Source organism: Shewanella bicestrii (assembly GCF_002216875.1).
Classification (GTDB): domain Bacteria; phylum Pseudomonadota; class Gammaproteobacteria; order Enterobacterales; family Shewanellaceae; genus Shewanella; species Shewanella seohaensis.
In genome coordinates, this window is sequence record NZ_CP022358.1 from 3,921,588 (window position 1) to 3,945,857 (window position 24,270).

23 protein-coding genes are annotated in these 24,270 nt (G+C 46.6%); 10 read left to right on the forward strand and 13 right to left on the reverse strand.

The features are described 5' to 3' along the window. Nucleotides 1-8: 8 nt before the first annotated feature. Genes CF168_RS17145 through CF168_RS17155 form a run of 3 tightly spaced genes read right to left on the reverse strand, consistent with a single transcriptional unit; the run spans nt 9 to nt 2,211 of the window. Nucleotides 9-746: a TIGR04219 family outer membrane beta-barrel protein gene (locus CF168_RS17145; RefSeq protein WP_089068451.1), complete on the reverse strand. Its 738-nt coding sequence runs from the start codon at nt 744-746 to the stop codon at nt 9-11. A gap of 2 nt (nt 747-748) precedes the next feature. After that, complete coding sequence (locus CF168_RS17150; RefSeq protein ID WP_011623977.1) at nt 749-1,717, reverse strand: DUF2333 family protein; 969 nt, start codon at nt 1,715-1,717, stop codon at nt 749-751. Between the two features lie 11 nt (nt 1,718-1,728). Then, the gene (locus CF168_RS17155; RefSeq protein ID WP_011623978.1) at nt 1,729-2,211 is read right to left on the reverse strand and encodes a copper chaperone PCu(A)C; all 483 of its coding nucleotides are present in this window, start codon (nt 2,209-2,211) and stop codon (nt 1,729-1,731) included. A gap of 34 nt (nt 2,212-2,245) precedes the next feature. On the opposite strand from CF168_RS17155, the gene CF168_RS17160 reads away from it, so the two are divergent. Beyond that, entirely contained in the window at nt 2,246-2,983 is a 738-nt protein-coding gene (locus tag CF168_RS17160) for an enoyl-CoA hydratase-related protein (protein ID WP_011625227.1), read from the forward strand. Nucleotides 2,984-3,121: 138 nt separating this feature from the next. On the opposite strand, the gene CF168_RS17165 is transcribed toward CF168_RS17160, so the two are convergent. From CF168_RS17165 to CF168_RS17210, 8 genes are all read right to left on the reverse strand, one after another. Further along, nucleotides 3,122-3,322 (reverse strand): PspC domain-containing protein, encoded by a 201-nt coding sequence (locus CF168_RS17165; RefSeq protein WP_089068452.1) that lies wholly within the window; start codon nt 3,320-3,322, stop codon nt 3,122-3,124. A gap of 145 nt (nt 3,323-3,467) precedes the next feature. Next, the gene (locus CF168_RS17175; protein WP_011623981.1) at nt 3,468-3,761 is read right to left on the reverse strand and encodes a hypothetical protein; all 294 of its coding nucleotides are present in this window, start codon (nt 3,759-3,761) and stop codon (nt 3,468-3,470) included. Nucleotides 3,762-3,969: 208 nt separating this feature from the next. Then, nucleotides 3,970-4,992 carry a tRNA dihydrouridine(20/20a) synthase DusA gene (dusA, locus tag CF168_RS17180; protein ID WP_089068453.1) on the reverse strand — a complete coding sequence of 341 codons (1,023 nt, stop codon included), beginning with the start codon at nt 4,990-4,992 and terminating at the stop codon, nt 3,970-3,972. A gap of 373 nt (nt 4,993-5,365) precedes the next feature. Continuing rightward, a complete protein-coding gene (locus tag CF168_RS17185; RefSeq protein ID WP_089068454.1) occupies nt 5,366-5,851 on the reverse strand; it encodes a hypothetical protein in 486 nt (161 codons plus the stop codon). A 2-nt stretch (nt 5,852-5,853) separates the two neighbouring features. Next, a complete protein-coding gene (locus tag CF168_RS17190) occupies nt 5,854-6,381 on the reverse strand; it encodes a type II TA system antitoxin MqsA family protein (protein ID WP_240520036.1) in 528 nt (175 codons plus the stop codon). A 77-nt stretch (nt 6,382-6,458) separates the two neighbouring features. Then, nucleotides 6,459-6,710 carry a hypothetical protein gene (locus tag CF168_RS22735; protein ID WP_430980747.1) on the reverse strand — a complete coding sequence of 84 codons (252 nt, stop codon included), beginning with the start codon at nt 6,708-6,710 and terminating at the stop codon, nt 6,459-6,461. Between the two features lie 1,077 nt (nt 6,711-7,787). After that, nucleotides 7,788-8,462, reverse strand: a complete 675-nt coding sequence (locus tag CF168_RS17205; RefSeq protein ID WP_089068455.1) for a Fe2+-dependent dioxygenase — start codon at nt 8,460-8,462, stop codon at nt 7,788-7,790. 75 nt (nt 8,463-8,537) lie between these two features. After that, complete coding sequence (locus tag CF168_RS17210) at nt 8,538-10,733, reverse strand: TonB-dependent receptor (protein WP_089068456.1); 2,196 nt, start codon at nt 10,731-10,733, stop codon at nt 8,538-8,540. A 569-nt stretch (nt 10,734-11,302) separates the two neighbouring features. On the opposite strand from CF168_RS17210, the gene CF168_RS17215 reads away from it, so the two are divergent. Continuing rightward, nucleotides 11,303-11,767: a chemotaxis protein CheX gene (locus tag CF168_RS17215; protein ID WP_086901993.1), complete on the forward strand. Its 465-nt coding sequence runs from the start codon at nt 11,303-11,305 to the stop codon at nt 11,765-11,767. A gap of 154 nt (nt 11,768-11,921) precedes the next feature. On the opposite strand, the gene alr is transcribed toward CF168_RS17215, so the two are convergent. Both alr and dnaB read right to left on the reverse strand, forming a co-directional pair. Further along, complete coding sequence (gene alr / locus CF168_RS17220) at nt 11,922-12,998, reverse strand: alanine racemase (protein ID WP_089068457.1); 1,077 nt, start codon at nt 12,996-12,998, stop codon at nt 11,922-11,924. 76 nt (nt 12,999-13,074) lie between these two features. Then, complete coding sequence (gene dnaB / locus CF168_RS17225; RefSeq protein WP_011715877.1) at nt 13,075-14,481, reverse strand: replicative DNA helicase; 1,407 nt, start codon at nt 14,479-14,481, stop codon at nt 13,075-13,077. Between the two features lie 125 nt (nt 14,482-14,606). Between dnaB and CF168_RS17230 the strand changes: the two genes are divergently transcribed. The 8 genes from CF168_RS17230 to hydF all read left to right on the forward strand — a co-directional run bounded on the left by CF168_RS17230 (nt 14,607) and on the right by hydF (nt 24,153). Continuing rightward, nucleotides 14,607-16,805, forward strand: a complete 2,199-nt coding sequence (locus CF168_RS17230; RefSeq protein ID WP_089068458.1) for a S46 family peptidase — start codon at nt 14,607-14,609, stop codon at nt 16,803-16,805. Between the two features lie 635 nt (nt 16,806-17,440). Further along, the gene (gene hydA / locus CF168_RS17235) at nt 17,441-18,673 is read left to right on the forward strand and encodes an iron hydrogenase large subunit HydA (RefSeq protein ID WP_089068459.1); all 1,233 of its coding nucleotides are present in this window, start codon (nt 17,441-17,443) and stop codon (nt 18,671-18,673) included. A gap of 12 nt (nt 18,674-18,685) precedes the next feature. Continuing rightward, nucleotides 18,686-19,006 (forward strand): iron hydrogenase small subunit HydB, encoded by a 321-nt coding sequence (gene hydB, locus CF168_RS17240; protein ID WP_023268564.1) that lies wholly within the window; start codon nt 18,686-18,688, stop codon nt 19,004-19,006. A gap of 13 nt (nt 19,007-19,019) precedes the next feature. After that, entirely contained in the window at nt 19,020-19,703 is a 684-nt protein-coding gene (locus CF168_RS17245; RefSeq protein WP_089068460.1) for a cytochrome b/b6 domain-containing protein, read from the forward strand. Nucleotides 19,704-19,773: 70 nt separating this feature from the next. After that, entirely contained in the window at nt 19,774-21,213 is a 1,440-nt protein-coding gene (hydG, locus tag CF168_RS17250; protein WP_089068461.1) for a [FeFe] hydrogenase H-cluster radical SAM maturase HydG, read from the forward strand. Beyond that, on the forward strand, nt 21,214-21,852 hold the full coding sequence (locus tag CF168_RS17255; protein WP_089068462.1) for a hypothetical protein: 639 nt from the start codon (nt 21,214-21,216) through the stop codon (nt 21,850-21,852). It begins immediately after the preceding gene. Further along, the gene (gene hydE, locus CF168_RS17260) at nt 21,852-22,931 is read left to right on the forward strand and encodes a [FeFe] hydrogenase H-cluster radical SAM maturase HydE (protein WP_089068463.1); all 1,080 of its coding nucleotides are present in this window, start codon (nt 21,852-21,854) and stop codon (nt 22,929-22,931) included. Before CF168_RS17255 ends, hydE begins: the two co-directional genes overlap by 1 nt. Next, the gene (gene hydF / locus CF168_RS17265; protein WP_167373668.1) at nt 22,915-24,153 is read left to right on the forward strand and encodes a [FeFe] hydrogenase H-cluster maturation GTPase HydF; all 1,239 of its coding nucleotides are present in this window, start codon (nt 22,915-22,917) and stop codon (nt 24,151-24,153) included. The genes hydE and hydF overlap by 17 nt, the downstream gene beginning before the upstream one ends. Nucleotides 24,154-24,270: the final 117 nt, after the last annotated feature.

Genomic DNA, 24,270 nt, shown 5'->3' on the forward strand with positions numbered 1-24,270 from the left:
GTTAACGCTTAGAAATCAATTTCTACACCCGCGAAATAACCGTCAAACTTAGTATCGGCGCTGATGCCAGAGAAATTATTCACATCAAAGGCAAACTCACGGTAACCAACGCGCACACGGGTATCCACCGCCACGCCGTCAAACTCCCAGCCTAAGCCGATGGCATAGTCATGTACGTTAGACTCGTTTACCCCAAGCATTAAATCCGCAAAACCGAATAAGCCTAGGCCTGGCATGCTCACATGCGTGCTGGCATAACCCATCACAATGCCGCTATCGACGTCTTTCTCTTCAGGGTGACCTGCGTCTTGAACGCGCAGAGAGCCGTTCATCAGCTTGTAGGCGGCACCGAGATCCAAAGACAGAATGTCGTTATCCAGCAACTCGTAATACAGCACAAAATCGGTATTGCTCAGATCGGTATAGCTGGTCACATTGCCAGTAAAATCATGACCATTGAAGGTAAAGTCTGCATTCGTCAGACTGCCCTTCTGATCTAAGCTATTTTCACGAATTTTAAGGTTCGGGATAAATGGTAGCGGATGCTCAACCGCAACCCAATAGCTGCCTTGTGCCGATGAGCTATAGTCAAAACCTTGTTGTGGTTGACCTTTTTCGGCAAAAGTACCGCTGGTATCGGCGCGCCAGTAATCACCACCAATTTTGAATCCAACCACAGTAGCCGCTTGGGCTGAAGTGGCCATTAAGCATCCTAATACCGCACTGGCGAGGAGTGTTTTTTTCATAATTAACCTTGAGATAGCAAGTTCGTTAAATCAATCACCGCGGCATTTGCACGGGACACATAGTTAGCCATAACCAATGAATGATTAGCGACTAGACCGAAACCACTGCCATTAAGTACCACAGGGCTCCAAACCGTTTGTTGAGTTGCCTCCAGCTCACGAATGATCTGTTTCAGGCTGACCTCAGCATTTTTCTTTTTCAATACGTCAGCAAAGTCGACTTCGACTGCACGCATAAAATTCAGCAGTGCCCACGAGGCACCACGGCTCTCATAGAACACATCATCAATTTTCCACCAGCTGGTTTTCACCTGATGGCTGGCTAAATTCGGGGTCGATTGGCGCGCAGCATTGTCGCCGGCTAAATCGGTATTTAATCGCTCCTGCCCGACACTCGCCGATAAACGTTGAGACATGCTACCTAAACGTTTTTGGACTTCTTTGAGCCACTCGTTGAGGTTGTCGGCACGGGCGTAAAACTGAGCATCCTGATTGTTTGGATCCATCATACGCGCGCGATATAGCTTGAGCAGCTTAACGCCATCGCGGTATTCGCTCTCGGCGCTAGGCACTAACCAACTGGTATGGTCGATGTTTAGCTTAGCCTGCGCTTCACTTAGATCCTTATCCGCAGCGGATTGGGACTGGGAGCGGCTAAATTCTTTACGCATAATCAGTGCTAAATCACGAACTTGCTCTAAAGCGCCGTACTCAAACGCGGGCATGTTATCCATAAAAATTGAAGGGGGCATCACATCGTTTGATAACCAACCACCCTGCTTATCCAGCAATGTTTCAACGGTCAGGATCAACGACGTGGTGGTGGCATAACCCACGACATTCTTCTCTGTGGCCGTCAGCTGTTGTGGAGTCAGGGTATCAGGTTCGATACTCCACCACACACTAACTAGATAACCAATTAAAACAACAAATAAACCAACTCCGGTGACCTTCTTCCATGTTATTTGCATCAAGTGACTCCTTAATGATGGTGATGATGCTCATGTTCAGCAGCATTCTCGGCCTGCTTAGCAACAGGCAATGTAATCGTTAGATTCTCGCCATCGTCAAACGCTAACTGCAGTTTAACTTGCTGATCTAGGGCTAATGGGGCTTTGAGTCCGATGAGCATCACATGCTCTCCAGACGGCGAGAGGGTTAATTTTCCGTGGGAGGGAATATCGAAACCTTCAACATGGCGCATCTTTACCATGCCTTGTTCTTCGATGATGGTATGTAATTGTGCTTCCTTCGCGACCTCAGTCGTCACACCGGTGAGGCGAACCGTTTTATCGCTATGGTTCTCCAGCGTAAAGTAAGCGGCGGTATTTGGTACTGTATCAGGCATTGCACGGACATGACCTTCGGTCATCACTACGTTCGCGAAAACAGAAAATGAGGCACAGGATAATGCGACAAAATTAAACATCTGTTTGAATATCGGTTTCAATGTCTTAAACTCCATGTCTACCCAATGTCGTCGTAAAGGAAAACAACCCATGAGTCATATACAGGTTCGGGATGATCAGGGCGTTCGTATTATCAGCTTTAATCGCCCAGATAAACGCAATGCACTTGATCTTAATATGTATAAACAACTGACAGAATACCTGATCGAAGGTGAAGCAGACAACGACATTCGTGCCTTTATGCTCCATGGCGAAGATAATTGTTTCACCTCGGGCAATGATGTTGCTGACTTTTTGAAAAATAGTGACTTAGGTCCAAATCATCCTGCGGTGCGCTTCCTATTTTGCCTATTGGAACTCAAAAAACCGCTGGTTGCCGCCGTCTCTGGTGCCGCCGTTGGCATAGGCACAACGGTACTGCTTCACTGTGATTTGGTTTATGCCGACAACACAGCTAAATTCCAACTGCCCTTCGTGAATTTGGCCCTAGTGCCCGAGGCTGGCGCAAGCTTACTCTTACCCGAATTGGTGGGTTATCAAAAGGCGGCGGAGCTCTTATTACTCGGCGAAAGTTTTGATGCAAATACTGCACACAGGCTGAATATCATTAACGATGTGATCGCCCAAGAAGAGTTACTCGGTTACGCCCTGAGTCAGGCCAAGAAATTGGCGAATCAGCCACCGCAAGCACTGCAAATCACCCGTCAGTTGATGCGACCACATAAAAACCGCGTGCAACACCAGATGCATCAAGAATTAGAACAATTTAGTGCAAGACTCAAAAGCGATGAAGCAAAAGCCAGATTTCAGGCTTTTCTTAAAAAGTGATGCTCACTTAAACAGTGTTCACTATTGGCATGAGGGTCGATGTGCCCTCTTGTTGATAGCATCCCGATAAAGACTGTGTCCATAAACTTGCATCGGCAATTCCATTCACGTCCCCAGATTGAGGGAGTAAAACGTGGGTTAAATCGGTCTTTTCCATTGGTCCACAAGTAAGGCCAACACAAAGTAAACCAGCAGACTCACACCCGGCATAAACAGAATCGCGCCGGCCCACACGACACGAGTCCAAAAACAGGACCAATCAAATTGCCACGCCATACCGGAGGCAACACCACAAACTAAACGTTCTGAATTGTCCATTCGCATTTGCGCTCGTTTCATTTTGAACTCCAATCGATGAATAACTTATTTATCGCTGACACTGTGCCACTGAAACCAGCAGATAATTCCTGAAAACAACGCGAGGCTAATCACTGGTAGCAGTAGCAGAGTCATAAGAGGCGCTACAAACCACATAGGCAGCTCCTTACTTGTTTGCGCTGTATTCGCCTGAGGTGACAGACTCACCTTGGTTATCCGCGCTCAGTGTTAGCTGGCTATTGAAGTCGTAGATACTTTCAGCTAATTGTGTTTGCAGTGATAACACCAGTTCACGCTTAGTGTTAACCAACAACTCCTGCGCTTGGGTGCTTAGCGTTTGCTCGATGGCACCCACTACATCAGATACAGGTGCAGCTTCGGCGTGTACAGAAACACTCGCCATTAATGCACCAAATAACACACTCGCTTGAACTGATTTTTTAACGTTTGAAGTAAACATGATGTCGTCCCTTTCCGATTGATTAACTTGACATAGGGACTATTACAAAGGGCGTGCCAACTTATCAAATCACTCTTAACACACTAATTTAATTAGATTTAAAAATTTATTTTAAGCTATAACGAGATAAGCGGGATATTTAGGAAAGGTAAAGTGGTGAAAAATACTACAAGCATTAGTCAATCTCACCACTTTTTAAATCGAATAATTATTGAGCAGATATTTCACTCTGAATACTTTGGTAAGCCTGCTTGACCACCTCAATGCCAGCACCATTTTTATGGGCGTTCTCGCTCAAATAACGACGCCACGCACGGGCACCCGGTAAGCCTTGGAATAAGCCTATCATATGGCGAGTGATATGATTTAAGCGCCCGCCAGCCTGCAAGTGAGCCTCGATATAGGGCAACATGGTCTCAATCACTGCTTCACGGCTAATCACCGCCTTCTGGCTGCCGCAGAGCAGTTGGTCAACCTGCGCCAGAATATAGGGATTTTGGTAAGCCTCACGTCCAACCATCACACCATCTAAGTACTGCAAGTGGGTTTTGGCCTGTTCAAGGCTCGTTATGCCACCGTTAATGCTGATATTGAGCGTCGGGTAATCACGCTTAAGCTGATATACCCGATCGTAGTCTAAGGGCGGGATCTCGCGATTTTCCTTCGGACTTAAGCCCTGTAACCACGCTTTACGCGCATGGATAATAAACTCACCACAGCCTTTAGCCATGACAGTATCAATAAAGTGAGTCAAAAACTCATAGCTATCCTGCTCGTCAATGCCGATACGCGTTTTTACTGTCACAGGAATATCCACCATTTGCTTCATGGCATCGACACACTCGGCCACCAGCTCGGGTTCAGCCATCAAACAGGCACCAAAGCGACCATTTTGCACGCGATCGGAAGGACAGCCCACATTGAGGTTCACTTCATCATAACCGCGCTCGGCGGCAAGTTTGGCGCAGCGAGCAAGTTCAGCAGGATTCGAGCCCCCCAATTGTAATGCAAGGGGATGTTCTTCTTGGTTATAGGCAAGATAATCACCACGGCCATGCAAAATCGCCCCTGTCGTCACCATCTCGGTATACAACAAGGCATTGGCCGACATTAAGCGAGCAAAATAACGATAATGACGATCCGTCCAATCGAGCATGGGCGCAATGGAAAAGGTTCTATCTATTGATTTCTCTTGAAATTTATTAATTTCAATGGGTTGTTCTAAATTCATTGAATTCCGTTAATCAAATATTCTTACTAATTTTTGCTTATTTTTAAGTATTCTGCAGTCGTTTTACTGCATCGGGGAACCAATAGTGATCCCAAAAAAATTGGATTTTAAGGTTTAAAAAACAATAAAAAAGCACCAAATAGCATGCAAACACGCAAGAAAAGAGACGGTTCAATTCACCATCACTACTCAATACGCTTTAAAGAAAAAGGTAAAGTATTATACACGGGGCCGACTGCCTTTACCAAAATAGGAGCTACGATTGGGTTGGAGCAAACTCAGGAATTGCTTAAACCATGCTCACAAAAAACGGCTTAACCCAGAAACATAAAAGGCACCTTCATGGTGCCTTTTATAAAATGGTAAAGGCAATCTATCTAGTAGGGCTTTTAAAAAATGGAATCGCAAATGTAGGAATCTGAGCTTTTTGGCAAGTGCTAAAAACATGTTCTCTCCAGAATGACCAACAGTTATGCACAGCATTAAACTCACAGAATGCTTTAATAGATTCTTCTGGAATAGTCTTCTTTATTAGGTATTCAAGTCTGTATGTAGCACCAATTTTTGCTAGTTCAACAGCATCTTCATTAGTGTTTTGTGATGATTTTTCATTTGGTGATTTTTGAATATATCGAGTGCCAAAAGTAATTTCTACTTGCAGCATTTCAGCAGTTGAATTAGTTACTATGTCCCCTGCAAAACTTACCACTTCAGCTTCCACATGCCACAAACTTTGTTGTTGCATATCAGTTCTGACAACACCATCAATCGCATCTTTAACTTGGAACTCAGAACTCCTAAGCTTTATGTTCAAAAGCTCAAGATTATCTATAGCTTCTTTTACAGCTTCCATATCCATTTTTAAGTTCCGTATTGCAAATCACCAAAAGTAACAACTTTACGAACACCTTTAACTCCAGCAATCTTTGTAGAGAAATCAGGAATTTCACGATCTGATATAAACACATCTGCAATTTCTTTAGCTGAACTTCCAACATTACGCACAATTAACCGCATGTTCTTTTTTGGTGGAGCGAGATCAAGTCGGTTAATTAATTCTAAGTGCTTAATATAAATACTATTATCAGAGTAACAAAGCCTAACTAATTTATCTAAGCTGTCACTTTGAGTAACCTCACCTCGTTCGTATTTAGAAAATGAGTTAATTCCGCCGCCAAAAACAATGGCAGCTTGTTGTTGGGTCAGCCCTAAAGATATCCTGATGTTTTTCAGAAAATGCCTTCCTAGTAAACCATCATGCTCCTTCTTTACTTCACGCATTGCAATGTCATTTTCAGCTGCTTGTTCAGGCAGTTCAAATTCTTCACCACAGCTTTCGCATACAGTGAACTTACTTATGACATTTAGTTGAGAATTTTTGTATCTCATTGGCAGTTCTTCAGATAACTCTTTCAAATTCTTAGAGTTACAAGAAATGCAGGTGCACGTTTTCATATCTAGCCCGTTTATCTGTCACTGTGAAATGACAACACTTGAAGTATCAACTGTTGGTTTGAACCTATATAAAATTTGATATACAGATCATCAGGATGTTCCTGCCCATTCAGTAAATAAGAAATTTTGTAGGAGTCGGCCGGATGCGGCTCATAGTCATATGTCTTGTGAAACTGGTCTTCACTTAGACCAAGTATACACGCTTGGACATCAATCATTTCATAGCCAAGGTTTGTCCTATCTCTTCGGCTACTTCGGCTCATGACTATGTTAAGCGTGGAAATAGCCAATGCTTTTACTGTATTTAAATCATAGTGTGGCACTAGCTATCTCCAATATCAACCATAATGGTTGATTTTCGAACGTGAATTCTAGGCAGTTTTAAGAACATATGCAAACAGCCAAGGTAAATCACACAATTTTTACACAAGGTTAACGCCTGCGATTCAAAATTCAAGCAAAAATAACACATTGTAATTTAAGTAGTATGCACTGACTTGTTATCTAATATCTTCACGCAGGAGCTCAATCAGCCTATTAATCGAGGCCACCAGAGCAGCGGCTTTGCAGTGCAACCACTGGCATTTCCAGTGCCAAACTTTGTTGCCAAGTCGAGCCAGCTAAATTGTTATTGGCATATCGCCTACCATTCTGCAGATCACGGAACCTCTATTAGCGTCTAACAATAACCCGTTTGCGCTCACTCTCAGGCTTAGCAATCTCTCGCCCTACCCGTTGTCTGTCGATAAAGCTACTTTTCTATTGTTTACAGGAATCATCACAAGGGTCTGCCTAGTATTTACCATCGGCACATTTGTAGACTTCGGCATTCACCGAAAAAGAAAGGATTAGCGTCGCGATTGTTACAAGAATAGCAACCTGTACAGCTAGAGATTTTCTATCCATAGATCACCTCAACGTTGATAAAACCATCATATCATCAGCGGGGAACCATGAAACAACTATTTAAAATCGGGGAACCAATAGGGAACCACACGTTTTACGTATTAAACAAAATCAATTAGTTAAATTTAAATCTTACCTATCCAACATGGGCGCAATGGAAAAGGTGCGGTCGAGCTGTAGACCATCATTAAGATTATTTTTCAACACGTGACTATCGACTCAAGTAATTAGAATTTGCCAGTAAGTTCATGCTTTGAGGGATAAAGCGCCTTAATTTAAGCTGCAGATGAGCCATGCAGCGCCAGCGTAAAAATACAAAAACAGTAAACGAGTTAACGTTTACTGTTTTGTTGCCCCTCGGAGCTGGCGGGATTATACCCTAAACCGCCCGCTTTGGGGAGATGAAGCAGGGACAGAAGCCTAGCTTAGAATTACTACAACTCGCTCCAACGTCTTAGCAAGTTATGGTAAACCCCCGTCAGATTAAACAACTCTTGTTCTGGCGCGGCCTGTGCCGTCAGCGCTTGAATCGATTGGTCGAGTTGAAATAGCAAGCGGCGCTGCCCCTCATCGCGCACCATACTCTGCAGCCACATAAAAGCGGCGGTGCGTTCACCCGAGGTAACAGGAGTGACTTGATGCAAGCTCGTTGACGGATATAACACCAATGAGCCCGCCGCGAGCTTTATGCTTTGCTGGCCATAGGTATCTTGGATCACCAGCTCACCACCTTGATAAGTGTCTGGTTCACTTAAAAATAAAGTTGCTGACAGGTCGGTGCGTACCATGCCTTCGCTCGTCGAGCGAATCGCGTTATCAATATGATAGCCAAAGGTTTCGCCGCCTTGATAACGATTAAACAAAGGAGGATAAAACTGTAATGGCAGCGCCGCCGACACAAATAAAGGGTGGGCCAACAAACGCGCCATGATCAGCTCGCCGATTTGCAGTGCAACAGGGTCATCTTTGTCTAACTGCTGGTTACGTTTGCGGGTACTCGCCATCACGCCCGAGGTCTGATTGCCATCAATCCAAGTGCGGGCATCGAGCTCTTGCCTTAGCTGATTGACTTCTTCTTTAGAAAAAACATTCGGAATTTCAATAAGCATTTCAATATCCTATTGGAATAGCATAAACATCAAAGGCAGCCCTAGGGCTGCCATTCAGATCTCGATTAATATTGCTTAGAAGTGCATATCGGCACTTAACATCACTAAGCGACCAGCGGCCATATTGGCAAAGTGCGCGGTATACGCTTTATCGTAATAACGCTCATCCGTTAGATTTTGCACGTTCAGGCGTAAGGTCAAGAATTCACTCATTTTATAAGATGAAGTCAAATCAAAACGCCAGTAGGATGGAATCGACAGCGTGTTAGCCGTATTACCATAAACTTTACCCATGTAGTACGCGCCCGTACCAACAGTAAAATCCTCAGTCACATCGTAAGTCGTGAATAAACTTAAGCTATTTTTAGCGGTATTAGGGAAGCGGTTACCATTTTGTGCTTGGTTATAACCATTGCTTTCCAAGGTCGCATCCAAATAGGTGTAACCGCCAAAACCATGCCAATGCTCAGTAAAGTCACCGGAGAAGCCAAGTTCAAAACCTTTCACCTTTTGCTCACCGACGTTTTCCTGCGGCGAATTACGATCGCCAGAGGTCGCGACCCGAGCGTTGTTTTTCTCGATTTGGAATACCGAACCATTCAAAGATAAACGTCCGGCAAAGAAGTCCCACTTAGTGCCTAACTCATAGCTTTCAGTATCTTCTGGCTCTAGATCGGCGTTGGTACTGCCGAGACGATCCGCGCCATCACCATTTGAGGTCCCCGGAGGGTTAGAAGAAGTGCCCCACGCAGCATAAATACTGCCGTTTTCAGCGGGCTTATAAAGTACCGATAATTGATAGTTAAAGAAGTCAGTATCATTGCTAAATTGAGAAGTCGAGTTCTCAGCACTGGTGCTGTAATCATCCCAACGGATCCCGGCGTTCACCATCCACGCTTCAGTTAACTCAATGGTGTTAAAGGCATAAAGCGAGCGAGTATCGGTTTCTGTAACTGTCGCATCGGTGCCGAGGGTGATAGTACCAACCCAAGGATCGTGCGGATTTGGATTATCCAGCAGCGTACAGTTGTAGTTGTCCAGCATCGCCTGATCACAACCCGCGTTGCGGCCATTACCCGTATCGACGGTGTAACTTAAATTACTAGTACGTTCGTTACTGAGTTCAGTACCGACGGCAAAACGGTTAGTCATCCCCGCGAGTTTTGCTTCACCCGAGAGTTGTAATTGAGTGGCTAGTGTCTTAGTAACCGAATGGCGCGACTTAGTGTTTCGCCAAACATAACCATTAGCCACGTTGCCCGTAGTGTCGTCCGGGTTGGTCACAATATAGTAATTGCTGTTACGGCTATAGATGGAGGTCGAAGTGAACTGCATGTCGTTATTAAAATCATGGCTTATCAACACTGACGCCGTATCATCCATAGTGTCGCGGAAATCTCGAGACAACAGACCATAGAAGTTGTCGGGGTCGACATCGGCAGGCTCCCCCGAGGCCTGATCGTAGGGAATACCATAATCAGGAATGTCATGATTTTCAAAGTGATAATATTCGAGCGTCACTTTCGTTGGCGTGGTTAAACCAAAGGTCACCGAAGGTGCTACGCCCCAACGGTTACCCGTGACTTCATCGCGTCCAGGGGTATCGGCATCGTGGGCCATCATGTTAATACGGACCGCAGCCTCATCGGCAATCACATGGTTAACATCGACGCTGGCGCGTTTAAGGGAATCCGTTCCAACGGCAACGTCGGCATTAATAAAATCTTCGGATTGCGCTTTTTTGGTCACAATATTGATGCTACCACCAACGGCGCCACGGCCGTTGTAAACAGAGCTTGGGCCTTTCAGGACTTCAATTTGTTCAATGTTAAAGGTTTCGCGGCTTTGAGAGCCCACATTACGCATACCATTGATAAAGGTTGAAGATTGGGCATCATAACCACGGATGAAAGGTCTATCACCGTAGGGGTTGCCACCCTCACCTGTACCTAAGGTAATACCAGGAGTTGCACGTAGCGCATCGGTAAAACTTTGGGCGCCCATGTCTTTGATTAAATCTTGATTGATAACGGTAACGGTTTTAGCGGTATTGAGCAGGTCTTCGGTAAATTTACCCGATTGCACTTTACGGGTGTTGTAACCTAAGTACTCACCGTTTACTTCAATATGCTCGACTTTCTTATCAACGACTTGCGTTTGCCCTTCCGTTGCCATCGCGGGAGTGGCCGATACCGCCATCCCAATCGTTAACGAACCTAAAACATGAGCACCGAGTGCGACTCGGCCATTACGACGTTTTGCAAATTTCATCAAAAACATTCCTGTTGCGGACTAAACCTGTAACAGATGTCCCCCACCTGTTAATCGCCGCTAATATATTCAAAACACAATTTGCAATCAATAATTATTATCATTTACATTACAATTTAATCTTTATCACATTATCAACAGCGATTGAGTGCTAGGTCTCAATTAGCAAGATATGAGGAAAAACATTTGCACGAATTGAATTTAACAATATGAAAATAAAAGAAATTCAGTAATAAATGGGAAATGCTGCGCTTGCAAAGTGCTGAATAATCAAGCTTCTCTCGAAAAATGATGGCTAAATCATTGGAAAGGTATAAGAGGCCGAATGGACCCAAATCAACGGCCGTTGCGCTAAGCAGATGGATTCAGAAGCGCAAGATTAAAGGACAGAGTCTTGAGCCTCTGCACGGATAAACAACAATAAAATCGTGAAATTAACCTCACATTTCCATTTGTGTCATCTAAGCTGATAGAGTGTGATTAAGATTGCTGTGGTTCAGCCACTTTTCGTCTAACCTTAATGACATGGTGACCATAAGGCTTAAGTTCATAAGAGGAAACACTGAAGCATGAACGTCAATTTTATTAACCCTTTTCTGCAATCCCTGCTCAATGTCATTTCGACGATGGCAAGCATGGATCTCACTCCGGGCAAGCCCCAAATTAAAACTGACAACTTAGCCAAGGGTGATGTGTCGGGGTTAATTGGTATGGTTGGGCCGCAGACTAAGGGATCGTTATCTATTACCTTTGAACAAAAGCTGGCACTACAGATCATGCAAAATATGCTTGGGGAAAACCCAGGTAAGATAAACGAAGAAGTCACCGATCTCGTGGGTGAAATTACCAATATGGTCACGGGTGGGGCAAAAAATCTTTTAGGGCAAAAGGGTTATGAGTTCGAAATGGCAACCCCTATGGTGGTCTCGGGTAAAGGGCATACCATTTCCCATAAAGCGAACGGCACCAAAATTATCATGCCCTTCAGCAGCCCATTCGGTAACGCCTTTATTGAAATCTGCTTCGAGAATTAATTCATATCGTTCATGTCGCTCTGCAAGTTTGATTATCGCTTCAAAGGCTTAATAACCAAGTGCAGAATGGCGGGCAGCAAACCACTCAATCTCCCGCTTCTTAGGGCATAAAAAACGGCGCAAATGCGCCGTTTTTTATTTCTACTCTGATGGCTTATGCAAGACACACCGCCACCCTTGGGGTGAGTTTAGTCACTAACTCATAGGCGATGGTGCCAATATGTTCGGCGACTTCCTCAACGGGCAAGGCGGCGCCCCAAAGCAGGGCTTCATCGCCAACTTGGTCTGTCGCATCGGCGCCTAAATCAACGGTTAACATATCCATAGAGACACGACCAACAATCGGCACTCGGCGACCATTAACCCATACAGGCGTACCTTCTGGCGCATTGCGCGGATAACCATCGCCGTAACCAATCGCTACGACACCAAGGCGAGTATCTTGTTTCGCCGTCCAATAACAACCATAGCCAACGGGTTGTCCCGCCTTGTGATCGCGCACCGCAATCAAACGCGAGACTAAATTCATCGCCGGGATCAGGCCATGATTGGCGCCACAATCCCCCGTTACAGGTGAGACACCATAAAGTGCAATCCCTGGGCGAATCCAGTCCCCTTGGCTCTTAGGCCAATAGAGGGCGCCCGCTGAATTGGCTAAGGTTCTGAATCCTGGCAAATCCGCGGTTAACTGGTTAAAGGTTTGCATTTGCACTTGGGTGTAATGATTTTCAGGCTCATCGGCACAGGCAAAATGAGTCATCAAATGTATGGGCTTGGCGACATTTTCACAGGCCATCAAACGCGCATACACCTGCGTAAATTGCTCAGGCGTCACACCTAAGCGATGCATGCCAGAATCCACTTTCAACCATACGGTGACAGGTTTTGATAGCGTCGCCTGCTCTAACATCTCGATTTGCGACTCGTGGTGCACCACAGTATCGATATCGTGGGCCACCAACAGAGGTAAATCAGTGCTGCGAAAGAAGCCTTCAAGTAATAACAGGCGCGCCTTCACGCCACCGGCGCGCAGTTCTAAGGCCTCTTCTAAACGGGCCAAGCCAAAGCCATCGGCAGTGTGTAAACAGTTGGCGACATTTAATAATCCATGACCATAACCATTGGCTTTCACCACCGCCATCACTTGGCTGCGACTCGCCTGTTGACGCAAGACGGCGAGATTGTTTTGCAGTGCACTACTGCTAATTTCTGCTCGGGGAAAAGGTTTCAAAATTTGCCTTGTCTATTTGAAAAGTCGGGAAATAAAAAAGAATACATAAGCAGTGCTTAGCTTCTAACACCAGAAATTAATCTTCTTCAAACTGCGGGCCAGCGTAGTTATCAAAACGGGAAAACTGGCCTTGGAAGGTCAAGCGCACACGCCCAATGGGGCCGTTACGCTGCTTACCTATGATGATTTCCGCCGTGCCCTTATCGGGAGAATCGTTGTTATACACCTCATCACGGTAAATAAACATGATGAGGTCCGCATCCTGCTCAATAGAACCCGATTCACGTAAATCCGAGTTTACGGGGCGCTTATCGGCACGTTGTTCGAGCGAGCGGTTAAGCTGGGAAAGTGCAATAACGGGGATCTCTAACTCTTTAGCCAATGCCTTGAGAGAGCGAGAAATTTCGGCGATTTCTAGGGTACGGTTGTCCGATAACGCCGGCACTTGCATCAGCTGCAAGTAGTCGACCATGATCATCGATAAGCCGCCATGTTCACGGGCGATACGGCGGGCACGGCTGCGCACTTCGGTCGGGGTTAAACCTGAACCATCGTCGATATACATCTTGCCCTGCTCGAGCATGATCCCCATGGTCGATGACACCCGCGCCCAATCCTCATCATCAAGCTGTCCGGTACGAATTTTGGTTTGGTCGACGCGGCCCAAGGAAGCCAACATACGCATCATGATCTGTTCTGAGGGCATCTCGAGACTGAAAATCAGCACAGGCTTGTCTTCATTCATCGCCGCCTGCTCGCAGAGGTTCATCGCGAAGGTGGTTTTACCCATAGAAGGACGCGCTGCGACGATGATCAAGTCGCCGGATTGGAAGCCCGCAGTCATACGGTCAAGATCGCTAAAACCGCTCGACACCCCTGTCACACCGTTGTGCGGGTTGTTATATAGCTGCTCAATCTTATCGACGGTTTTTTCGAGAATGGTTTTAATGCCTTCGGGACCTTCGTTGGCATTGGTGCGCTGCTCGGCAATCTTAAAAACTTTACTCTCGGCTAAATCGAGCAAGGCGCTGGAGTCACGTCCCTCGGGATTGTAACCCGCATCGGCAATCTCATGGGCGACGCGGATCATCTCCCGCACCACGGCGCGCTCGCGCACAATCTCGGCATAGGAAACAATGTTACCTGCGCTCGGAGTGTTTTTGGCAATCTCGCCTAAATAAGCAAAGCCGCCCGCTTCTTCGAGTTGGTTTTCAACTTCAAGTTGTTCAGAAACCGTAATTAAATCGATGGGTTGACCACTTTCGACCAAACGGTGCATGGCCGCAAAAATCATTCGGTGGGAGCGGGAATAAAAATCCTCTTTCACCACAGTCTCGGCCACTTTATCCCAAGCGTCGGCGTCTAACATTAGGCCACCTAAGACCGATTGTTCAGCCTCAATCGAATGCGGCGGCAGCTTTAAGCTATCGACCTGCACATCTGTCGGCTTATTCTTAGGTTTAAACGCACCTTGTTGTGACATTAACACTCCCGATTTCCAACAACTTAACAAAATATGATATAAAACCCGCGTCAAGCAAACAGGCCGTTTACATTCGCCTGTTACTTCATTCCAACGGACACTCTAACTAAAAATAAGGAAAGAACATGCGTATTGCATTGGTTGCAGCCTTAGTACTGACCTCTGGCGTAGCAACAGCCGATGAAGGACAATGGCAACCTTATCAAATGCCTTCAATTGCAGACAAACTCAGCGCGCGTGGAATCGATATTCCCGCTGACAAATTAGCCGATCTCACCAGTTATCCAATGAATGCCGTTGTTGGGCTGGGCTATTGTACCGCCAGTTTTGTCTCGCCCCAAGGGCTAGTTGTGACAAACCATCATTGTGCCTACAAGGCGATACAATATAACACTAAGAAAGAACATAACTATCTCGAACAGGGCTTTTTAGCCACCTCGATGGATAAAGAACCGTCGGCAGGTCCGAACGAGCGTTTATACATCACCGAAGCCGTGACCAATGTCACCAGCGATGTCACCAAAGACCTAAGTCAAGATCCGCTCAAACGCTACGAAGACATTGAAAACCACAGCAAAGCCTTAATCAAAAGCTGTGAGGCCGATGATAACTACCGCTGTAACGTGCGCAGCTTCCACAATGGCTTGGAATATTACCTCATCAAGCAATTGATGATCCGCGATGTGCGCTTGGTGTATGCGCCACCAGAAAGCGTTGGCGCTTACGGCGGTGATATTGATAACTACGAGTATCCACGCCACTCGGGCGATTTTGCCTTCCTGCGCGCCTATGTAGGTAAAGATGGCAAGCCTGCGGCCTACAGTGAAGATAACATTCCTTACACGCCAAAGAGTTACCTGAAAGTGAACGCCGATGGTGTGAAAGCGGGCGACGGCGTGTTTGTGGCGGGTTACCCTGGCACCACCAGCCGTTATAACCTCACCAGCGAGCTTAAATTTGCCAGCGACTGGCTGTATCCAACTCAGGCAAAACGCTATCAATTACAGATTGATACTATCGAAGCCATGGGTCAGGAAGATGCCGATATCGCTATTAAATATGCAGGCAATATGGCGTCGATGGCGAACCGGATGAAAAAACTCAACGGTCTGCTGGCTGGCTTTAAAGCCACGGATATCGTTGGTATTAAACAGCAACGCGAAGATGATTTTCTGGCTTGGTTAAAGAAAAACCCTAGCCTTAATCAAAACCTTATCAGCGAGCTAGAAGTTTTATTGGCCGAGCAGCAACTGCAAACCCAAACCAATTATTACTTCACCAATGCCCAATCAAGCACACTGCTCACTGCGGCCAATAGCCTCTATCGCTTAGCCAAGGAAAAGCAAAAGAGCGACGCCGAGCGTGAAATCGGTTACCAAGAGCGTGATCTTGCCATGTTCAGCTCGCGCCTGAAGCGTATCGACTCCAGCTTTGACGTTAAAGTCGATAAAACCCTGTGGTTACAGGACTTAAATGCCTACTTGTCACAACCCAACCGCGTTGCAGCCTTAGACAATATGCTGAATCTAGACGACAAAAACGTCAGTCTAGAAGCAAAACTCGACGGCCTGTATTCGCTCACGACGCTGACAGACCAAGCGCAACGTCTGGCGTGGATGGATGCCGATGCGAAAGCTTTTGAAACCAGCAGCGATCCATTTATCCGCCTCGCTGTCGCGTTGTACGACACTAATATGGCTCAGGAAAAGGCAGAAAAAATTCTAGCGGGTAAACTATCTACCGCTCGCCCTGCGTATATGGCCGCCGTTATCGACTACTACAAAGCCAACAACTGGCCTGTGTATCCCGATGCAAACGGTACCCTACGTATCAGCTACGGAATGGTCGATGGTTATCAATCCCGTGACGCTCTGTACAAACAGCCATTTACTCGCCTCGATGGCATCGTAGCTAAGCACACAGGTGTTGAGCCCTATAACGCTCCGAAAAAACTGCTCGATGCAATCCATGAGCAGCGTTTTGGCGATCACTTAGTGAAATCTGTCTACCAAGATCCACGCGGCTGGATTTGCCGTCTGTTCTCTTGCTTGGACAAGCCTGAAGAATTTAACTCTGTGCCAGTTAACTTTCTGTCGAGTGTCGATACCACGGGTGGTAACTCTGGCTCACCAGTCTTTAACGGCAAAGGCGAACTAGTCGGCCTGAACTTCGATTCCACCTATGAAGCCATTACTAAGGACTGGTTCTTCAACCCCACTATCACCCGCGCCGTACACGTAGATATTCGATATATCCTGTGGATGATGGATGAAGTGGACCATGCCGATAATTTAATTAAAGAACTCGATTTAGTGAGAAATTAATATTTAATTAATATTCAGAATTAATTTATAATAATATTAGCTGATATTTATTCTATTAATTTAATCGACATAAATTAAGCATCTTTTAAAACCGTTCAAAGAATATTCTTTGGACGGTTTTTATTTTAAGCAATTTGCTAATTTGTGATCTATCACATTATCCATTCGCCATAATCATTCCTAAGCTATCTTAATTAGCATTATTTAAACCAAGAGCATTTATGGACAATTTGTCCAAACACAAAATCCAAACGAGTGATAACATCCTCATAATGCAATAAATCACACCGCAAGCCTTTAAAATACAACAAACAGTGTTAGGCGACCGACGACGTCACCATAACGCGCTGTATATAAAGAACAAATTAAATATAACCTGATAAAACACAAACACAAAAGTCTATTTTTATTTCTAAAAATTTATCAAAAACGTCTAATAAAACCATTAAAAACGCCTGTTTTATCAAAAAGAATAAAACTTGATCGTTCTCAAGTTTTTTCCAGAATCAATTTCCTATTATCCAGCCGTCTAAAACTTACCAATACGCTTTTGCCATAGGCATAAGCTGCCAAACAAATACATTAAATAACACTGAAAATATAATTCAGGTTGAAAATGAGGAACGCGAAATCCTATGACAGCGACAACTTATCAACCGGGAGAAATCCAAGGGCTGATCAAGATAAATGCATCTAAATGCAAAGGATGTGATGCCTGTAAACAGTTCTGCCCAACCCACGCCATTAATGGCGCCTCGGGTGCTGTGCACTCTATCGATGAAGATAAATGCTTAAGCTGCGGCCAATGTTTAATTAACTGCCCCTTTAGCGCCATTGAAGAAACCCACAGCGCCCTTGAAACCGTCATTAAAAAGCTCGCCGATAAAAATACTACCGTCGTCGGTATTATCGCCCCTGCCGTACGGGTCGCAATTGGTGAAGAATTCGGTCTAGGCACGGGCGAACTCGTGACGGGTAAGCTCTATGGCGCGATGAATCAGGCAGGCTTTAAGATTTTCGACTGTAACTTTGCCGCCGATCTCACCATCATGGAAGAAGGTAGTGAGTTTATTCATCGCCTCCATGCCAATGTCAAAGGTGAAGAAAATGCAGGTGCGCTGCCGCAGTTCACCTCCTGCTGCCCTGGTTGGGTGCGTTACCTCGAAACCCGCTATCCAGCGCTACTGCCTAACCTGTCCACCGCTAAATCTCCCCAACAAATGGCTGGAACGGTCGCCAAAACCTACGGCGCTAAAGTGTATCAAATGCAGCCAGAGAATATTTTCACTGTCTCTGTGATGCCTTGTACCTCGAAAAAACTCGAAGCCTCACGCCCCGAATTTAACTCGGCTTGGCAATACCATCAGGAACATGGGGCTAACACGCCTTCGTACCAAGATATTGATGCAGTGTTGACCACCCGAGAAATGGCTCAATTGCTCAAACTGCTCGATATCGATCTCGCTAATACCCCCGAGTATCAAGGCGATAGTTTGTTCTCTGAATACACTGGCGCGGGCACTATCTTTGGTACCACTGGTGGCGTAATGGAAGCGGCATTACGTACCGCCCATAAGGTACTTACAGGAACTGAAATGGCTAAGTTGGAATTTGAACCCGTACGCGGGCTAAAAGGCGTCAAATCGGCTTCCGTCAGCCTGTTTGATACACAACTCAACCAGAATGTAACCGTCAATGTCGCTGTAGTACACGACATGGGCAACAACATCGAACCCGTGCTGCGCGATGTAATGGCTGGTACTTCGCCCTATCACTTTATCGAAGTGATGAACTGCGCTGGCGGCTGCGTCAACGGTGGAGGTCAACCTATTGAAGGTAAAGGCTCTTCTTGGCTTGGTAACATTTAACAGGAAACAAAAATGAACAAGAAAAAACACCTATTTGCCGAGGACAGTTTCTTTCTGTCACGCCGTAAGTTTATGGCCGTAGGCGCTGCCTTTGTCGCCGCCTTAGCCATTCCTATTGGTTGGTTTACCAGCAAGCTTGAGCGCCGCAATGAGTACATTAAGGCCAGAAGCCAAGGGTTATATAAGGACGACAGCCTAGCGAAAAAGCGTGTCAGCCACGCCAACCCTGCGGTAGAGAAATACTACAAAGAATTCGGTGGCGAGCCATTAGGACATATGTCCCATGAGCTGCTGCACACCCACTTTGTCGACCGCACCAAATTAAGCTCTTGATTGGAGATGAAAAATGCATCAAGAACATGATATGAGACCCATTTTAAAACATCCGCTAAACATCAGGATCTTCCACTACATTCTGCTGCTCAGCTTTTTGCCGTTAGCCGCGACGGGGTTGTTATTGTTTTTTAAACCGCTTTCCCAGGAAGGCATGCAACTAACCTATGATGTGCACATCATTGCGGGGATTGTTATGGCCCTCGATGCCGTGGCATTTACCGTCATGGCATTCGACCGAGTGGTGCTATTTATCGCCCGAGTGTTCAGCTTCTCAGGGCGCGACGTGAAATGGTTTATGGTGTTAGGCGGTTACCCACAGAAATTCTTACTGGGTAAAAAAGTGCCAATCCCTCCAATGAATAAATACAACTCAGGCCAAAAGCTATTTGGTGCCTGCGTACTGATTGGCGGCACAGTGCTTATCCTCTCCGGTTTAGTGCTGTGGCTTACCCCCCACGCTGCGCCGCGGGATACAGTGTGGTTTTTAGGTCAAGCCCATTTGGTCTCAGGCCTAGTGTTAACCGCCTTCTTACCCGTGCATTTATTCCTCGCGGTGTACCGCTTCGATGATTTCAAAGCCATGATGATCCACGGTAATGTGCCCTACCATGATGCCGCCGAGTACACCCCGCTATGGGTCAAAAATGAAATTGCCCCCGTCGCCACTAACGGCGAACAACTGACCAGCAAATAGCAAGGTCTCCTGCGGCAGTTGCTCAACAACTGTCGCATTTTCGCATTCATATTCAAGGGCATAGATAACCATGAGCACACACGAGCATCATTCCATTACCGTCTCTGACTATAATCCCAACGTCAGCTTTATTGACGATCAGGCGATTTGGCAGGCCATTGAAGACGCAAGTCATCCGAGTCGCGACCAAATCCAAGCCATTCTCGAAAAGGCGCGCCAATGCGAAGGCTTAAGCATTCGCGAAACCGCTCTCCTGCTACAAAATCAAGATAAAGCCCTGGATGAAGCACTCTTTGCCGTCGCCCGTGAAATAAAAAACACCATCTACGGCAATCGTATAGTGATGTTTGCACCGCTCTATGTGTCCAACCACTGTGCCAACAGTTGTAGTTACTGTGGCTTTAACGCCGATAACCATGAGCTGAAACGCAAGACCTTAAAACAGGATGAGATCCGCCAAGAGGTCACCATCCTCGAAGAAATGGGCCACAAACGGATCTTGGCCGTTTATGGCGAGCATCCACGCAACAATGTGCAAGCCATTGTTGAAAGTATTCAAACCATGTACAGCGTTAAGCAGGGCAAAGGCGGTGAAATTCGCCGAATCAATGTCAACTGCGCGCCAATGAGTGTGGAAGACTTTAAACAGCTAAAAACGGCGGCGATAGGCACTTATCAATGTTTCCAAGAAACCTATCATCAAGACACTTACAGTAAAGTGCACCTAAAAGGTAAAAAAAACGACTACTTATACCGCCTCTACGCCATGCACAGGGCGATGGAAGCAGGAATCGACGATGTTGGTATCGGTGCGCTCTTTGGCCTGTATGACCATAGATTTGAGCTGCTCGCCATGCTCACCCATGTTCAGCAACTCGAAAAAGACTGTGGCGTTGGCCCGCATACTATCTCCTTCCCGCGGATAGAACCCGCCCATGGCTCTGCCCTTAGTGAAAAGCCCCCCTATGAGGTTGATGATGAGTGCTTTAAGCGAATCGTTGCTATCACTCGCCTAGCCGTACCTTATACCGGGCTGATTATGAGCACACGGGAGAGCGCTGCGCTGCGTAAAGAATTGTTAGAGCTCGGTGTTTCACAGATCAGTGCAGGCTCACGTACCGCCCCAGGAGGCTATCAAGATAGCAAACAAAATCAACATGATGCAGAACAATTTAGCCTTGGCGATCATCGCGCCATGGATGAGATCATCTATGAATTAGTCACAGATTCGGATGCCATCCCCTCCTTCTGTACGGGGTGTTACCGTAAAGGGCGCACAGGCGATCACTTTATGGGATTAGCCAAACAGCAGTTTATTGGCAAATTCTGCCAGCCCAATGCCTTGATCACCTTTAGAGAATATCTGAACGACTACGCCAGCGATAAAACCCGTGAGGCAGGTAACGCCCTGATAGAGCGAGAGCTCGCCAAAATGAGTCCATCACGGGAACGTAACGTACGCATCTGCCTGAAAAAAACCGATGCGGGTGAGCGGGATATCTATCTATAAATGACCCATTCTTTACTTTCAAAGCCCGGCGTGAAATTGCATTTTGGTTTGAATACGCACGCCTTACTCGAGGCAATAGCACAAGCCAATGACATAGTGTTGCACGCGGCCATTTACAGTAATTTTGCCGATAATGCCGTGGGGCAATTACTTTTACAGCGCTTACAAAGCGCAAGCTTCAAGCAACTCACCCTTATAAAGCTTGAGCCCACAGGTTCTTGGCGGGATGAATTCGCCACTATCCTACGTCCCGAAATGCCGCTTTGGGAAGTGGAACGACTCTATGAAAACTCCCGCCACTGGTGCGCCGAACTAAAGAGACAATTTCCTGAAACTGTCAATTTAGTCTCGACCCAAGCACTGCCACTGCAACCTATATTGCTGATTGGCGATAGACTCTTTGTCGGTCACTACGCCCATAGCCATACCACTTCGGCTCAGGGGCTTTGGATAGGGTTTGATGTTATTGCTTTAGGCCTTACACCCAACAGCTTAATCGATTGGTTTTATTCCGGCGTCACCACAGAGCAAGACTCGCCGGTGGCAATAACCCTTGGCCGTTACGTGGAAGAATGTCGCCGCGCCGTAGGCGATCTCTGGTATCAAAGTGTGATTGCGCTGGATAAGGAGCGTCACTGATGCATGCCTGTCATATCCCAACCATTCAGCAAACACCTTCCTGCACGCAACCCAGTTTGCTCAAACCTATAGCGCTCAGTTATGCGCAAATCCTTGAGCTACTCCAAGGCCAGGACGATGAATGGCTGTTTAGCCGCGCGCAGCTCGCCACTGAGCTCGAATTTCAGCTACAGGTTTATTTACGCGGCATTGTTGAATTCTCGAATCATTGCCGTAACCACTGCCATTACTGTGGACTGCGTAGCGAAAATAGGCAGGTAAAGCGTTATCGGCTCTCGAACGAAGCAATCCTCAGCGCGGTGAATAACATAGCTGCACTCGGCCTCGGCACTGTGGTGCTGCAATCGGGGGATGATTTTAGCTACAGTTGCAAGCGCATCAGTAGCCTTATCAGTGAAATTAAGCAGCGCCATAACCTGGCAATCACCCTCTCCCTTGGCGATCGCAAACATCATGAATTGGAAAACTGGCGAGAGGCGGGAGCCGATCGCTATTTACTCAAGATGGAAACCTTCGACCGCGCCCTCTTTGCTCGTTGTCGCCCGAAAGCCCATTTCGATGAGCGCATCGCAAGACTTGCACACCTTAAGTCACTCGGCTTTCAGACAGGTTCCGGCATCATTATCGATTTGCCAGGAATGACAGATGTTATCTTAGCCCGCGATATTCAATGCTTAACTGAACTACAGCTCGATATGTTAGCCTGCGGCCCCTTTATCGCCCATGCGCAAACTCCATTTGCCACATCGCCCAATGGCAGCGCCCTTAAGAGTCATCGAGTGAGCGCTATTTTGCGACTGATGAATCCTGGGGCGAATATCCCTGCGACCAGCTCCCTCGATGCCCTAGAAAAAGGCGCTCGAGAACAGGCACTAAAGCGAGGCTGCAATGTGATTATGCCCTCCTTCACCCCAACACAAGTGAGTGCCGATTACAGCATTTATCCGGGAAAAAACCAGCAACAACATCCGGCAGCAGAGCGACTTAATCAAGTCTGCCAGCAAATTCAAAGCCATGGGCTAATCCCCTCCTTTAGCCGCGGTGATTCCAAAAGGAGCCAATATGTGTCAAGGCATTAATCCACAAGAGCATTCCCAGAGCCAATCAGCACCACGGGGCATGCGTTACCATATTGCCTTAGTCGGTCGACGCAATGCAGGTAAATCTTCTCTGCTCAATATGATCGCAGGACAACAAATCTCCATTGTGTCCGATATTAAGGGCACTACGACAGATGCCGTGGCCAAGGCCTATGAGCTGCAGCCCCTAGGGCCAGTAACCTTTTACGACACGGCAGGGATCGATGATGGCGGAGAATTAGGTGCTATGCGGGTAAAGGCGACTCGCAAAGTGTTATTCCGCTCCGATATGGCACTCTTAGTGGTGGACGAACAAGGGCTTTATCCATCGGATATCGCCTTAGTGAACGAAATAAGGCAGATGCGAATGCCGATACTGGTGGTATTCAATAAAGCCGATATCTGTACGCCTAAAGCCGAGGATATCGCCTTCTGCCAACAGCAATCCCTGCCCTTTATTGTGGTCTCTGCCACCACAGGCCTTGCGACCAAAATGCTTAAGCAGCTGATTATCGATTTAGCGCCCGCGGAATATAAGCAAGAACCCATGCTTGCGGGCGATCTCTATCAAGCGGGGGACGTTATTCTCTGCGTCGTACCTATCGATATGGCGGCACCGAAAGGACGCTTGATCCTGCCGCAGGTGCAAATCCTTCGGGAAGCATTGGATCGCAGCGCGATCGCTATGGTGGTGAAAGAAACAGAATTAGAGAAGGCATTATCCGTCGTCACACCCAAACTGGTGATCTCAGATGCTCAGGCGATTAAACAAGTCGCCGCCCTAGTGCCAGCATCAATTCCACTCACGACTTTCTCAACCCTGTTTGCGCATTTTAAAGGGGATTTGGCCACCCTTGCCGCAGGCGCCGAGGCGTTGGATAAATTGCAAGATGGCAATAAAGTGCTCATCGCCGAAGCCTGCAGCCACAATGTACAGGAAGATGATATCGGCCGAGTCAAACTCCCCTACTGGATAAATAGCTACACGGGTAAGCAACTCGAATTTATCGTGACATCCGGCCACGATTTTCCCGATGATTTAGAGCAATATGCCCTCGTCATCCACTGCGGTGCCTGTATGTTTAATCGTAATGAAATGCTCCGTCGCATCCACGAATGCCAACGTCGTAGTGTACCTATCACTAATTATGGAGTTGCAATTTCAAAGCTACAGGGCGTACTGCCACGGGTGCTTGCGCCTTTTAATCGCAGTTCTCAGTAATAAAGTATTGAGCCTTAGCGTCAGGCTTGGCTGCAATGAAGTAGCTAAGCCTGTTTATCCTTGATGCTTGACAAACAACCACTTGCCCAGCAATTCGAGCTAAATCGCGCCCATAAA